A 14,255-nucleotide genomic window follows, 5' to 3' on the forward strand; every position below is an offset into this window, starting at 1 on the left:
CCCCGAAGGGCGACCCCGCTGACGAAGCAGGTTCGGAAGAACTTACTTGATGATCTTGGTCACCGTGCCGGCGCCGACGGTGCGGCCACCCTCACGGATCGCGAAGCCGAGGCCCTCTTCCATGGCGATGGGCTGGATGAGCTCCACCGTCATGTCCGTGGTGTCGCCGGGCATGACCATCTCGGTGCCCTCAGGCAGCGTGATGACGCCGGTGACGTCCGTGGTGCGGAAGTAGAACTGCGGGCGGTAGTTCGTGTAGAAGGGGTTGTGACGGCCACCCTCGTCCTTCGAGAGGATGTACGCGGTGCCCTCGAAGTTGGTGTGAGGGGTGACCGAGCCCGGCTTCACGACGACCTGGCCGCGCTCGACGTCCTCGCGCTTGAGGCCACGGAGGAGAAGACCGCAGTTCTCGCCGGCCCACGCCTCGTCGAGCTGCTTGTGGAACATCTCGATACCCGTGACCGTGGTCTTCTGCGTCGGGCGGATGCCGACGATCTCGACCTCGGAGTTGATGGCGAGCGTGCCACGCTCGGCGCGGCCCGTGACGACGGTGCCACGACCGGTGATCGTGAAGACGTCCTCGATGGGCATGAGGAACGGCTTGTCCTTGTCACGCACCGGGTCGGGGATGGACTCGTCGACGGCCTCCATGAGGTCGAGGATCGACTGCGTCCACTTCTCGTCGCCCTCGAGAGCCTTGAGGCCCGAGACGCGGACGACGGGAGCGTTGTCGCCGTCGAAGTCCTGCGACGAGAGGAGCTCGCGGACCTCGAGCTCGACGAGCTCCAGGATCTCCTCGTCGTCGACCATGTCGGCCTTGTTCAGCGCGACGAGCAGGTAGGGAACGCCGACCTGCTTGGCGAGCAGAACGTGCTCACGGGTCTGAGCCATGGGACCGTCGGTCGCGGCGACCACGAGGATCGCGCCGTCCATCTGGGCGGCACCGGTGATCATGTTCTTGATGTAGTCGGCGTGACCCGGGGCGTCGACGTGAGCGTAGTGACGCTTCGGCGTCTCGTACTCGACGTGCGAGATGTTGATCGTGATGCCGCGCTGGCGCTCCTCAGGAGCGGAGTCGATCGACGAGAAGTCGCGCTGCACGTTGGTCGCCGACGGGAACTTGTCAGCGAGCACCTTCGAGATCGCCGCGGTGAGCGTCGTCTTGCCGTGGTCGACGTGACCGATCGTTCCGATGTTCACGTGCGGCTTGGTGCGCTCGAACTTGGCCTTAGCCACTGGGTCCTCCTCAGGACGGTCGTGCAGAGATCACGGTCGCCGGATTGCGACCGGGCCTCTACGGGGATGTTTCACAGTCTAGTAGAGACTCGTTATGAAGTTTTGAGGTGCCGGGGCCGGCCACGCAGCCGGCCCCGGCGAGCCATGAGGCTCGGGCGAATTACTCGCCCTTGCCCTTCTGGATGATCTCGTCGGCGACAGCCTTCGGGACCTCGGCGTAGCTGTCGAACTCCATCGAGTAGACAGCACGGCCCGACGTCTTCGAACGCAGGTCGCCGATGTAGCCGAACATGCTCGAGAGCGGGACGAGGGCCTTGACGACCTTCACACCCTGAGCGTCCTCCATCGACTGGACCTGGCCACGACGCGAGTTCAGGTCGCCGATGACGTCGCCCATGTACTCCTCGGGCGTACGGACCTCGACGGCCATGAGCGGCTCGAGGATGACCGGGTTCGCCTTGCGGACGGCCTCCTTGAAGCCCATCGAACCGGCGATCTTGAACGCCATCTCCGAGGAGTCGACGTCGTGCGATGCGCCGTCCACGAGGGTCGCCTTCACGCCGACCATCGGGTAGCCGGCGAGCACGCCGGTGTTCATCGCGTCCTGGAAGCCCTGGTTCGTCGGCTCGATGTACTCGCGCGGGATGCGGCCACCGGTGACCTCGTTGACGAACTCGTAGGTCTTGTCGGCGGTCACCTCGAGCGGCTCCAGCTTGAACTGGATCTTCGCGAACTGACCCGAGCCACCGGTCTGCTTCTTGTGCGTGTAGTCGTGACGCTCGACGACCTTGCGGATCGTCTCGCGGTACGCCACCTGCGGCTTGCCGACGTTGGCCTCGACCTTGAACTCGCGCTTCATGCGGTCCACGAGGATGTCGAGGTGCAGCTCGCCCATGCCCTTGACGACGGTCTGACCGGTCTCGGCGTTGTTCTCGACGCGGAACGTCGGGTCCTCTTCCGCGAGCTTCTGGATCGCGAGACCCAGCTTCTCCTGGTCGGCCTTCGTCTTGGGCTCGATCGCGACCTCGATGACCGGCTCCGGGAACGTCATCGACTCGAGGACGACCTGGTTGTTCGGGTCGCTGAGCGTGTCGCCCGTGGTCGTGTCCTTGAGGCCGATGACCGCGTAGATGTGGCCCGCGGTGACCGACTCGACCGGGTTCTCCTTGTTGGCGTGCATCTGGAAGATCTTCCCGATGCGCTCCTTCTTGCCCTTGGTCGAGTTGACGACCTGCGCACCCGACTCGAGGTGACCCGAGTAGACGCGGATGTAGGTCAGACGGCCGAAGAACGGGTGCGAGACGACCTTGAACGCGAGAGCCGCGAAGGGCTCGTCACGGTCGGCGTGACGCTCGATGATCTTCTCTTCGTCCTTCGGGTCGTGGGCCTCGATGGCCGGCACGTCGAGGGGCGAGGGGAGGTAGTCCACGACCGCGTCGAGCATGGGCTGCACGCCGCGGTTCTTGAACGCCGAGCCGCAGAGGACCGGGTAGACCTCGCTGGCGATCGTCATCTTGCGGATGGCGCCCTTGATCTCGTCGACCGTGAGCTCCTCGCCGCCGAAGTACTTCTCGAGCAGCACGTCGTCGCTCTCGGCGACGGTCTCGAGGAGCTTCTCGCGGTACTCGGCAGCCTTGTCGGCGAGGTCGGCGGGGATCTCGCCGATCTCGTACTTGGCGCCCATGGTCACGTCGCCCTTGGCGTCGCCGGGCCACGTGAGTGCGCGCATGTTGACGAGGTCGACGACGCCGACGAAGTCGTTCTCGGCACCGATGGGAAGCTGCAGCACGAGCGGCTTCGCCTTCAGGCGGTTGATGATCGTGTCGACCGTGAAGTAGAAGTCCGCGCCCAGCTTGTCCATCTTGTTGACGAAGCAGATGCGGGGGACGTTGTACTTGTCGGCCTGACGCCACACCGTCTCGGACTGGGGCTCGACGCCCTCCTTGCCGTCGAACACGGCGACCGCGCCGTCGAGGACGCGGAGCGAGCGCTCCACCTCGACGGTGAAGTCGACGTGACCGGGGGTGTCGATGATGTTGATCTGGTTCTTGTCCCAGAAGCACGTCACAGCGGCGGAGGTGATGGTGATACCACGCTCCTGCTCCTGCTCCATCCAGTCGGTGGTCGCGCCACCGTCGTGGGTCTCGCCGATCTTGTGGTTGACGCCCGTGTAGAACAGGATGCGCTCGGTCGTCGTGGTCTTACCGGCATCGATGTGCGCCATGATGCCGATGTTGCGGACCTTCTTGAGGTCGGTGAGCACGTCTTGTGCCACTTGCGTTCTTCCTTACGTGTGGAGAGGGAATGAAGCAGGAAGCCGGCCCCGGATGCCCCGGGGAGCGATCCGGGACCGGCTCGGGGCGCTTCCTACCAGCGGTAGTGCGCGAAGGCGCGGTTCGACTCGGCCATCTTGTGGGTGTCCTCGCGGCGCTTGACCGCGGCACCGAGGCCGTTCGACGCGTCGAGGATCTCGTTCATGAGACGCTCGGTCATCGTCTTCTCGCGGCGACCCTTCGCGTAGCTCACGAGCCAGCGCAGAGCGAGCGTGTTGGCACGGTGAGGCTTGACCTCGACCGGAACCTGGTACGTCGAGCCGCCGACGCGGCGGCTGCGGACCTCGAGCGTCGGGCGCACGTTGTCGAGCGCCTTCTTCAGCGTGGCGACAGCGTCCTGGCCGTTCTTCGCGGCCACACCCTCGAGAGCGGTGTAGACGATGTGCTCGGCGATGGACTTCTTGCCGTCGACGAGGATCTTGTTGACCAGCTGCGTGACGATCGGGGCGCCGTAGACCGGGTCGTTGACGACGGGGCGCTTGGGGGCCGGACCCTTACGAGGCATCTAACTCAACCCTTCTTCGCGCCGTAGCGGCTGCGCGCCTGCTTACGGTTCTTGACGGCCTGGGTGTCGAGCGCACCGCGGACGATCTTGTAGCGCACACCGGGGAGGTCCTTCACACGACCACCGCGGACGAGCACGAGCGAGTGCTCCTGAAGGTTGTGACCCTCACCGGGGATGTAGGCGGTGACCTCGGTGCCGTTGCGCAGCTTGACACGGGCGACCTTGCGCATCGCCGAGTTCGGCTTCTTGGGCGTGGTCGTGTAGACGCGGGTGCAGACACCCGCCTGCTGCGGGTTCGCCTTCAGCGCCGGAGCCTTGGTCTTCGAGACCTTCGGCGAACGGCCCTTGCGAACCAACTGCTGAATAGTTGGCACGTTTCTCCTTGTTCGTTGCTGCACGGTGACAGCGCGTGATGTTTCACGAAAACCCACCCCCACGCCGAAAGAGCGAGAGACTTCTGGTGGATATGCCGTGGGGGTGACCTGTTCGCAGGCCCATCCCGATCGTGGGCACGCACGCAGACGCGTGTACGCACACCCGTCCCATGATACGGGTCGCGCGACACGCGGTCAAACGGCGATCGGATGGCCGCGGCGCGGTCCGTGGTACCGCACGCACGAAGAAGGGGCGCCCCGTACGGGACGCCCCTTCTGCGCTATGCGCTAACTCGTGCTCAGCGCTCCGAGTTCAGCTGACGCCGACGCGCGATGAGGAGGACACCGCCGGCGACGACCGCGAGGCCGAGGCCCATGGCGATCGGAGCCGTGGCGTTGAACTCCGCGCCCGTGGGAGCGAGCTTGCCGTCCTTCTCCTGCTCGGGCTTCTGGGGCTGCTGCGGGTCCTGGGGAGCCGGGGTCGGGCTCTCCTCGCCCTGCGGCTGCTCAGGCTGCTGCGGCTCCTGCGGAGCGGCCGTCACCGTGATGGTGATCACGGCGTCGGTGCTGGCCACGCCGTCGACGATCTGGCGAGCAGCGAGCTTGTGCTCGCCGACCGGCAGCTGCTCGATCTTGATCGACCACACGTTGGCGTCGACCGTGCCCGTGCCGACGACCTTGTCGCCCACGCGGAGCTCGACCGTGGCGCCGTTCGTGCCGGTGCCGGTGATCGTCGTCGGAACCTGGCCCTCGACGTACGAGCCGCCGTCGACCGGGTTGATGAACTCCGGCGCCGCAGGAGCAGCCGCGCCGACCGTGAAGGTCACCGTGGTGCGGTCCGAGGTCTTGCCGTTGATCGTCTGCTGCGCGCTGACGGTGTACTCGCGGCGGTCGGCGAGGTCGACGCTGTGCGACCAGTTGCCGTCGGCGTCCGACGTGACCTTGGCGTTGACGTCACCCGAGAGCGTGACCTCGGTGTTCGGCGCCGCGTTGCCCGTGATCTTCGTCACCGGGTCGGTGTAGGTCTTGCCGTTCTCGGGCGAGGTGATGCCGGGAGCGGTCGGGAAGACCTGCACGTCGATCGACGTGACGTCGGACGTGTTGAAGCCGCTCGTCGAGCGGGCGTAGATCGTGTAGTCGCCGGGGGTCGCGGGACCGGTGAGCGTCCACTTGCCCTCGCCGTCGGCCTTCGTCTTCGCGCTGTTCTCCCAGGACGCCTTCGCGCCCTGCTTCACGAACGCGTACTCGACCTCGGCGTTCGCGCCGGCCGTGCCCGAGAGCTCGGCGTTCCACGAGACGTTCGCGCCGTCCTTGACCGAGGTGACCTTCGCCTCGGGCAGGTCGAGCTTGACCGTGTAGCCGGCCGCGGCCTCGAGGCCCGTCTTGAGGTCGGCGCCCCACATGTGCGGCTCGCCGTTGAACTCGAACGTGGCCGTCACGACGCCCACCGCGGTGCTGCCCTGGAGGATGGTGCCACCCGAGTCGCCCGGGATGACCTCGGTCGCGGCCGAGAAGCCCTTGACCAGGCGGCCGTCGACCTCGATGTAGCCCTCGTAGTCGACGTAGGGGTTGATCTGGTCGGTGTCGACGACGCCCGACGAGTAGCCCGTCGTGCGGCCCGAGCGCTGAACCGTCTGGCCCACCTCGGCCGTGCCGACGCCCGTGATGTTCGACGCGAGCGATGCCGACAGGTCGTCGGTGTTCGTCCAGTCCGTCATCGCGGCGATGAGGTCGAGGTCGGCGTTCGTGACGTCGATCGCGGCGATGTCGGTCGCGTTGCCGGGCTCACCGGCGGTGTTGCCCGAGCCGCCGAACTGGTTGAAGCCGACCTGGCCGACCTCGTGCGTCGGCGTGACCGTCGAGAGGTCCTCCGCGCCGCCACCGGCCGTGTCGCCCTTGGGGTCGGTGAGGTACACGTTGTTGTAGGCGCCATCGCCCGTGCAGTGGCCGGCGGTGAGCACGGCGGGCTTGCCGTCGGGCGTCCACGCGGGGAAGCCGACCGAGCAGACGCCGCCGCTGCCGGAGTTGTCGAACAGGCCGATGCCGTAGCCGCCGACGACGTCGGTCGCGGCGGTCGGCTTGGCGAGCTCGTCCTCGGTGACCGGGACGATCTTCACGTTCTCGTACGCGCCGGCGATCTCCGCAGCCGCGGCGGACGCGTCGATCTTGGCCGAGGCGGAGCCCGCGGTCTCCTCGAGGCGCTGCACGACGACGTTGCCCGCGCCGTCGTGGAGGACGCCCGTGACGGCCTCGTCCTTGAACAGGTCGAGCGCGAGCGCCTCGAAGGCCTCTCCCTCGGTCGGCGCGACCGCGCCCTCGGCGGCGGTCGCCGACGTCGCGGCGACACCGCCGAACGCCAGCGCCGATGCGACGCCCAGCGCTCCCAGACGCGCGACGCGCGTAATTGAAGACTTCAAACCCAGTCCCCCAGATCTCGTTTGTGCGAACTTCTCGGAACAGGGGTCCAGGCATGGTTCGGCCCACAGCCCCCGGAAGCTTGGGTCTCTCGGGAGAGACACAGCGAACCCAGAGTATCCGCACACCTACTATGAAACGCAAGTCCACATTCGCCGACATGAACGGGGGACGACATGGTCAGGAAGCGGATCACGGCCGCAGCGGCGATGATGCTCGCGGGATTCGCGCTCGCCGGCTGCGCGTCGAACGCGACCAGCGGAGAAGGGGTGGAAGACGTGAACTCGGTTGTCGGAACCTGGCAGAGCAGCGAGGAGAACGAGCCGTACCTGACCTTCTCGGAGGACGGGAAATTCCAGGGAAACGACGGGTGCAACGGCATCGGCGGCCGCTACGAGCAGGACGGCGACACCGTCACCGTGACGTTCGCGGCGAGCACGCTGAAGGGCTGCCCCGGGGTCGACACGTGGCTCTCGAAGGTCAAGACGATCACGGTCGGAGAGACCACTCTCGAGGTCTTCGACAAGACCGGCGAGCCGCTCGGATCGCTCGCTCGCGAGAGCTGATTCGACGATTTCGATGGGTACAACTGCCCATCGAAATGGACACATCCCCGTCTCCTCGGAGGCGGGGATGTCGCGTTTCAGGGGGTCTTGCCCGGCCCGGAGAGGAAGTCGTCGGGGCCGAACGGCGTGTCGAGGGAGCGCGTCAGCTCGGCCAGCATGGCCTCGACCTGGGGCTCGACGAACTCCACGATCGCGGCCTGGATCCGCAGTCGGTGCCCCAGGAGCAGCGAGCAGATCTCCCGCCCGACGAGGTTCGCATACTCGTCCGCCAGGCCGACCTCGCGGCGGAGAGCCTCCTTGGCCTCGTCGGAGAGCGGCGGCAGGCTCGGCACCTCGGCGTCGGCCTCGCTCGCGAGCCCCTCGATCGTGAAGAGGAACGGGGCGCCCGGCACAGGGTCCGGATCGAGCGGCAGCCCCTCGTACTCCGGCGCGAGGTCCTCCCCCGGACGATACGAGCGCGCCTGATTCCGCGCCGCCTGCTGGTCGAGCTCGAGCTGGAGAAGCGGCAGGTTCCGGGCGGTGTACTCGGCGACCGCGAGGTCGACGATCTTCTTCATCCGGGTCGACAGGCCGTGCTGGACGCCGTGCGGGACATCCGATCCGACCCCCGCGGCGGAGAGCACGGGCGAGCCGAAGCAGCGGCGGCAGGGCGCGGATCGACCGCGGTGCGTCGCAGGCTGCCAGCGCGGCAGCCAGCGGAGCCAGGCATCCACCGCCTGCGCCACCTGCGAGTCGAGCGCGCGCTCCATGATCACAGGGTATGACGCCCGGGCTCTCGCGGTGCGGACTCTCGGCTACTCGTCGTCATCGTGGCGCTCCCACGGCCAGAGAGGGCGCCGCGCGCGCGTGCGCCGCACGGCGATCGCGCCCCAGGCCGCGACCGCCGCGGCGCCCGCGATGACCGGCACCGGCCATCCGATCGTCACGTCGGCGACCGCGGCCGTCGCCGACGCGATCCCCGCGCCGAACGCGAGCGCGAGCAGCCAGAGCGCCGCGCCGTAGGCCGCGGCGGATGCGAACAGCACCCCGATCACGCGGACGAAGCTCGGGCGAGGGATGCGCAGCGCGGGCCACAGCGCGAGGCCGAACACCGCGATGCTCACCACGACCGCGAGAGCGGCCGGGACGATCCCGATGCCCGGCGTCTCGATGACATCGCTGCCCGTGAGGAGGCTGCCGAAGCCGAGCCCGCAGACGACGAGCGCGCCGTCGGCAGCGACAGCGAAGGCGAGGAGCGTCCCTGCGGGAAGCCCCTCGCCTTCGCGAAGAGGTGCGGTCACTGCGAGAGCTGCGGACCTGCCTCGAGCGTGCGCTCGTACTCGGCCTGAGCCTCGGCGTTCTGCGCCGTGACCTTGGCGCCGCGGCGGGCGGCCCAGGCTCCGAACCAGATCGTGATCTCGCGGCCGAGGATGAACGCGACGATCGCGACCGGCGACAGCAGGCTCTCGGTGACGAGCTCCGACCCCTGCGACGGCGTGAGCATCCAGAACGGCGCCTGGAACAGCTGGCCGAGGAGGTGCCCGCCGTAGGAGATCACGCCCACGAGGAGGCCGAAGATGACCCACTTGCCCCAGCGAGCGCGGTTCACGAGAGCGCCGAGCAGCCAGAAGCCGAGCCAGAACACGACCACGGGAACCCAGAACTCGAAGCTCGTGAGGAGCGCGAGGGCCGGCTCGGCGATGGTCGCGAGCTCGGCCTCGCCTGCGAGCAGGCGCCAGCCGAGGGTCGCGGCGAAGTAGAGGATGGCGAAGACGATCGCGGCGACGAGGCCGATGAGGCCGGCCGCGCCCCGGTTGCCGCGGACCTTCGGCGGCTCGGGCGCCTGCACGAAGATCGGCTGGGGTGCGACCGGGGCAGCCGTCGTCTGCGGCTCGACCACGGGCTCGGATGCCGTGACGGCCGGCTCCGAGGCCGAGAACGTCTCGGTCTTGGCCGGCTCGAACCACGGGTCGTTCCGCTTGTCCTGCGCGTCGGCGGCACCCGCGGCTGCGACGCCCGCGGCCGTGGGCCCTGCGGCGCCCGGTGCGGAGAAGGAGTCGCTCGCGTCCGCGTTGCGGCGCTCGAACTCCTCGAGCTCGGCGGCCAGGGCCGCGTAGTCGGGCTCGCCGTCGTGGTCGTTGTCGACCGGCGGGATGTGCGTGGACGCGGCTGCATCGGCGGGAGTGTCCGCGACGGGCGCAGCGGCGGCCGTGGCGTCGTCCTCGGGAGCGGCCGGCACGTGGGGCTCGTCCGAGGACGCCGCCGGGATGGCCGCGTCGGCAGGGCCTGCCTCGGAGTCGTCCGCCGGGGCCTCGCTCGACGCGGGCGCCGCGGGGGCGGGCTCCGCGGACTCCGTGAAGGTGCCCGCGACGCGCTCGTCCGAGTTCGCCACCTCAGCGCTCTCCGCGCCCTGGCCATCCGCGGGCGACCACGCCTCGGCGGCGCGGGCGTCGTCGTACTCGGGCACAGCGGTCTCGGGCGCGTCGGCGGGTGCCGACTCCTCGATGGGATCGCCGTTGCGCGGTCCGCCGTTCGAACCCTGGGCGTCGCTCATCAGAAGCACTCCTCACGACGGGGACTCTCCCCTGCCCGCGAGAATACCTACGCGGCGCGGCGTGTCGCCGGAGCCTCGCCGCGGAATGTCGGGCTCTACGGGCGTGTCGGCGTGATCGAGCGGAGCCAGTCGAAGAAGAAGTCGACCGCCGCGACGACCCAGTCGCCGACGATGTGCAGCGACGGGAACGCGACCCACAGGATCGCGCCGATGATCCCCACGATGAGCAGCCCCGCGATCCACGTGGCTGCGAGATTGCGTCCCCCGATCGCCATGGCACCAGGGTAGAGCCCGCACCCGGCGCCCGCGCGCGACACGCGTCTGCCGCGAGGGCCATCCGGCCCCGGACGACGAAGGAGGCCCCGGGGCGAACCCCGGGGCCTCCTCAATGCTTCACAGCCGGATCAGTTGTACGTCCCGGGCGTGAAGTCGTCGGTCGAGAACGCGTCGAAGTCGACGAACGAGTAGTCGCCCTCGGCGTAGGCGCCGTCCGACGCGAAGATGCGGTTGGGGTACCGCTCGCTCTTCGCCTCCTCCGTCGCCTCGACCACGACATCGCGGTACTTCGACAGGCCCGTCCCCGCGGGGATGAGCTTTCCGATGATGACGTTCTCCTTGAGACCGATCAGCGGGTCGCGCTTGCCCTGCATGGCGGCCTCGGTGAGCACGCGCGTCGTCTCCTGGAACGACGCGGCCGACAGCCACGACTCCGTCGCGAGCGACGCCTTCGTGATACCCATCAGCTCGGGACGACCCGACGCGGGGCGCTTGCCCTCGGCGATCGCCGCGCGGTTGATGTCCTGGTAGCGGCGCATGTCGACCATCTCGCCCGGCAGCAGGTCGGTCTCGCCGTGGTCGACCACGGTGACCTTCCGCAGCATCTGGCGCACGATGACCTCGATGTGCTTGTCGTGGATCGGCACACCCTGCGAGCGGTACACGCCCTGCACGCCGCCGACGAGGTACTTCTGCACCTCGCGGGCACCCTGCACGCGCATGATCTCCTTCGGGTCGAGCGTGCCGACCTGAAGCGGGTCGCCGACCTTGACGTGCTGGCCGTCCTCGACGAGAAGCGTCGCGCGCTTCAGCACCGGGTAGACGTGCGGCTCGTCGCCGTTGTCGGGCGTGAGGATGACCTTCTTCTGCTTCTCGGTCTCCTCGATCGTGATGCGGCCATCCGCCTCCGCGATGGGCGAAGCGCCCTTCGGGGTGCGGGCCTCGAACAGCTCCTGCACGCGGGGAAGACCCTGCGTGATGTCGTCTGCCGACGCCGATCCACCGGTGTGGAACGTGCGCATCGTGAGCTGCGTGCCGGGCTCGCCGATCGACTGGGCCGCGATGATGCCGACGGCCTCGCCGATGTCGACCAGGTTGCCGGTCGCGAGCGAGCGGCCGTAGCAGCGGGCGCAGACGCCGACCGCCGAGTCGCACGTGAGCACCGAGCGCACCTTGATGGAGGTGACGCCCGACTCCACGAGCTGGTCGATCAGCACGTCGCCGACGTCCTGGCCGGCCTGCGCGAGGACGGTGCCGTCCTCCCCGACCACGTCGACCGCGAGGCTGCGGGCGAACACCGAGTTCTCGACGTTCGCGTCGCGCACGAGCACGCCCGACGCGTCGGCCGCGGCGATCGGGTACTCGAGGCCCTTCGACGTGCCGCAGTCCTCCTCGCGGATGATGACATCCTGCGAGACGTCGACGAGACGACGCGTGAGGTAGCCCGAGTCGGCCGTACGGAGAGCCGTGTCGGCGAGACCCTTGCGGGCACCGTGCGTGGCGATGAAGTACTCCGCCACCGACAGGCCCTCGCGGTACGAGGAGATGATCGGGCGGGGGATGATCTCGCCCTTCGGGTTGTTCACCAGACCGCGGATACCCGCGATGTTCCGGATCTGCAGCCAGTTACCACGGGCGCCCGACGACACCATGCGGTTGATGGTGTTGTCGGCCGGGAAGTTGGCGCGCATCTCCTTCTGGATCTCGTCCGTCGCCTCGGTCCAGATGCGGACCAGCTCGGTGCGGCGCTCCTCGTCGGTCGTGAGGCCCTTCTCGTACTGAGCGGTGACCTTCGCGGCCTGCTGCTCGTAGCGCGCGACGATCTCGGCCTTGTTCGGCGGCGTGAGCACGTCGCTGAGCGCGACCGTGACACCCGAGCGCGTGGCCCAGTAGAAGCCCGCGTCCTTGATCTTGTCGAGCGTCTCCGCCACGACGACCTTCGGGTACTCCTCGGCCAGCTTGTTCACGATCTGCGAGAGCTTGCCCTTGTCGGCCTGCTCGCGCACGAAGGGGTAGCCCTTCGGCAGCTGGTCGTTGAAGATCGCCTGGCCGAGCGAGGTGTCGACGAGGCCGTGCTTGTCGTAGCCCTCCGGAGCCTGGCCCTCGAGGAACTCGAGACCCGGGATGCGGATGCGGACCTTCGCCTGGAGGTCGAGCGTGCCCTCCTCCTTGGCGAGCTGCGCCTCCCACACCGAGCCGAACACGCGGCCCTCGCCGGTCGCGCCGTCCTTGAGCGTGGTCAGGTGGTGCAGGCCGATGATCATGTCCTGCGAGGGCAGGGTCACCGGACGGCCGTCCGACGGCTTCAGGATGTTGTTCGACGCGAGCATGAGGATGCGCGCCTCGGCCTGGGCCTCGACCGACAGCGGAAGGTGGACGGCCATCTGGTCGCCGTCGAAGTCGGCGTTGAACGCCGCGCAGACGAGCGGGTGCAGCTGGATGGCCTTGCCCTCGACGAGCTGCGGCTCGAACGCCTGGATGCCCAGACGGTGCAGCGTGGGGGCGCGGTTCAGGAGAACCGGGCGCTCGCGGATGATCTCCTCGAGCACATCCCACACCTCGGGACGCGTGCGCTCGACCGCGCGCTTGGCGGCCTTGATGTTCTGCGAGTGACCGAGGTCGATCAGGCGCTTGATGACGAACGGCTTGAACAGCTCGAGCGCCATCTGCTTGGGCAGACCGCACTGGTGCAGCTTGAGCTGCGGGCCGACGACGATGACCGAACGGCCCGAGTAGTCGACGCGCTTTCCGAGCAGGTTCTGGCGGAAGCGACCCTGCTTGCCCTTGAGCATGTCGCTCAGGGACTTCAGGGCGCGGTTGCCGGTGCCGGTGACGGGGCGACCGCGGCGGCCGTTGTCGAACAGCGCGTCGACGGCCTCCTGCAGCATGCGCTTCTCGTTGTTCACGATGATCTCGGGAGCCCCGAGGTCGAGAAGGCGGCGCAGACGGTTGTTGCGGTTGATCACACGACGGTAGAGGTCGTTCAGGTCGCTCGTGGCGAAGCGCCCGCCGTCGAGCTGGACCATCGGGCGCAGCTCCGGCGGGATGACCGGGACGACGTCGAGCACCATCGCGGCCGGCGTCATGCCGGTCGAGATGAACGAGTTGACGACCTTGAGGCGCTTGATCGCACGGATCTTGCGCTGGCCCTTGCCCTCGGCGATCTGGTTGCGCAGCGACTCGGCCTCGGCCTCCAGGTCGAACTCCGCGAGGCGACGCTGGATCGCCTCGGCGCCCATGTGCGCCTCGAAGTACTGGCCGAAGCGGTCCTGGAGCTCCTGGAAGACGTCGTCCTCCGCCTTGAGCTCGCCGACCTTGAGGGAGCGGAACTCCTCCCACATCCGCTCGAGCTTGGCGATGGACTCGTCCGCGCGCTTGCGGATGGTCGCCATCTCCTTCTCGGCGGCGTCGCGGACCTTCTTCTTCTGGTCTGCCTTGGCGTCCTCGGCCTCGAGAGCCGCGAGCTCCTCCTCCAGCTTCTGGAGGCGAGCCGCGATGCGCGAGTCACGACGGTCGTTCAGGTTCTTGATCTCGAGACGCAGGTTGTTCTCGTGAGTCGGCATGTCGCGGTGACGCGCCTCCTCGTCGACCGAGATGACCATGTAGGCGGCGAAGTAGATGACCTTCTCGAGGTCCTTCGGCGCCATGTCGAGCAGGTACCCGAGGCGCGACGGGACGCCCTTGAAGTACCAGATGTGCGTCACGGGCGCGGCGAGCTCGATGTGGCCCATGCGCTCACGGCGGACGGAGCTCTTGGTGACCTCCACGCCGCAGCGCTCGCAGACGATGCCCTTGAAGCGGACGCGCTTGTACTTGCCGCAGGCGCACTCCCAGTCGCGGCTAGGACCGAAGATCTGCTCTCCGAAGAGGCCGTCCTTCTCCGGCTTCAGCGTGCGGTAGTTGATGGTCTCGGGCTTCTTGACCTCGCCGAAGGACCAGCGACGGATGTCGTCGGCGGTGGCCAGGCCGATGCGAAGCTCATCGAAAGTTGTTGCGTCGAGCACTAGTTCTCCTGTA

11 protein-coding genes are annotated in these 14,255 nt (G+C 68.1%); 1 reads left to right on the top strand and 10 read right to left on the bottom strand.

Annotated features, from left to right (window positions below):
* Positions 1-42: 42 nt before the first annotated feature.
* The 5 genes from tuf to ACWXWW_RS03800 form a co-directional block, all read right to left on the bottom strand.
* The gene (gene tuf, locus ACWXWW_RS03780) at positions 43-1,236 is read right to left on the bottom strand and encodes an elongation factor Tu (protein ID WP_271174467.1); all 1,194 of its coding nucleotides are present in this window, start codon (positions 1,234-1,236) and stop codon (positions 43-45) included.
* A 160-nt stretch (positions 1,237-1,396) separates the two neighbouring features.
* On the bottom strand, positions 1,397-3,511 hold the full coding sequence (fusA, locus tag ACWXWW_RS03785) for an elongation factor G (RefSeq protein ID WP_282980231.1): 2,115 nt from the start codon (positions 3,509-3,511) through the stop codon (positions 1,397-1,399).
* Between the two features lie 92 nt (positions 3,512-3,603).
* The gene (gene rpsG / locus ACWXWW_RS03790) at positions 3,604-4,074 is read right to left on the bottom strand and encodes a 30S ribosomal protein S7 (protein WP_271174465.1); all 471 of its coding nucleotides are present in this window, start codon (positions 4,072-4,074) and stop codon (positions 3,604-3,606) included.
* Between the two features lie 5 nt (positions 4,075-4,079).
* A complete protein-coding gene (gene rpsL / locus ACWXWW_RS03795) occupies positions 4,080-4,448 on the bottom strand; it encodes a 30S ribosomal protein S12 (RefSeq protein WP_018171438.1) in 369 nt (122 codons plus the stop codon).
* A gap of 299 nt (positions 4,449-4,747) precedes the next feature.
* The gene (locus ACWXWW_RS03800) at positions 4,748-6,865 is read right to left on the bottom strand and encodes a hypothetical protein (protein ID WP_455968849.1); all 2,118 of its coding nucleotides are present in this window, start codon (positions 6,863-6,865) and stop codon (positions 4,748-4,750) included.
* Positions 6,866-7,039: 174 nt separating this feature from the next.
* On the opposite strand from ACWXWW_RS03800, the gene ACWXWW_RS03805 reads away from it, so the two are divergent.
* On the top strand, positions 7,040-7,429 hold the full coding sequence (locus ACWXWW_RS03805) for an META domain-containing protein (RefSeq protein ID WP_271174463.1): 390 nt from the start codon (positions 7,040-7,042) through the stop codon (positions 7,427-7,429).
* A 77-nt stretch (positions 7,430-7,506) separates the two neighbouring features.
* Here ACWXWW_RS03805 and ACWXWW_RS03810 read toward each other — a convergent pair whose 3' ends face one another.
* The 5 genes from ACWXWW_RS03810 to rpoC all read right to left on the bottom strand — a co-directional run bounded on the left by ACWXWW_RS03810 (position 7,507) and on the right by rpoC (position 14,242).
* Complete coding sequence (locus ACWXWW_RS03810) at positions 7,507-8,178, bottom strand: spermidine/putrescine ABC transporter substrate-binding protein (protein WP_282980224.1); 672 nt, start codon at positions 8,176-8,178, stop codon at positions 7,507-7,509.
* Between the two features lie 45 nt (positions 8,179-8,223).
* The gene (locus ACWXWW_RS03815; RefSeq protein WP_455968851.1) at positions 8,224-8,709 is read right to left on the bottom strand and encodes a hypothetical protein; all 486 of its coding nucleotides are present in this window, start codon (positions 8,707-8,709) and stop codon (positions 8,224-8,226) included.
* Complete coding sequence (locus tag ACWXWW_RS03820) at positions 8,706-9,962, bottom strand: ABC transporter (RefSeq protein WP_455968853.1); 1,257 nt, start codon at positions 9,960-9,962, stop codon at positions 8,706-8,708. Before ACWXWW_RS03820 ends, ACWXWW_RS03815 begins: the two co-directional genes overlap by 4 nt.
* A gap of 95 nt (positions 9,963-10,057) precedes the next feature.
* Complete coding sequence (locus ACWXWW_RS03825; protein ID WP_271174459.1) at positions 10,058-10,237, bottom strand: hypothetical protein; 180 nt, start codon at positions 10,235-10,237, stop codon at positions 10,058-10,060.
* Between the two features lie 129 nt (positions 10,238-10,366).
* A complete protein-coding gene (gene rpoC, locus ACWXWW_RS03830; RefSeq protein ID WP_271174458.1) occupies positions 10,367-14,242 on the bottom strand; it encodes a DNA-directed RNA polymerase subunit beta' in 3,876 nt (1,291 codons plus the stop codon).
* Positions 14,243-14,255 lie beyond the last annotated feature (13 nt).

Source organism: Microbacterium sp. KNMS (genome assembly GCF_053851835.1).

Excerpts from the sequence above, each read along its gene's own strand:
- rpsG (WP_271174465.1), bottom strand. The coding sequence starts at position 4,074 with ATGCCTCGTAAGGGTCCGGCCCCCAAGCGCCCCGTCGTCAACGACCCG.
- ACWXWW_RS03805 (WP_271174463.1), top strand. The coding sequence starts at position 7,040 with ATGGTCAGGAAGCGGATCACGGCCGCAGCGGCGATGATGCTCGCGGGA.
- ACWXWW_RS03810 (WP_282980224.1), bottom strand. The coding sequence starts at position 8,178 with ATGGAGCGCGCGCTCGACTCGCAGGTGGCGCAGGCGGTGGATGCCTGG.
- ACWXWW_RS03820 (WP_455968853.1), bottom strand. The coding sequence starts at position 9,962 with ATGAGCGACGCCCAGGGTTCGAACGGCGGACCGCGCAACGGCGATCCC.
- ACWXWW_RS03825 (WP_271174459.1), bottom strand. The coding sequence starts at position 10,237 with ATGGCGATCGGGGGACGCAATCTCGCAGCCACGTGGATCGCGGGGCTG.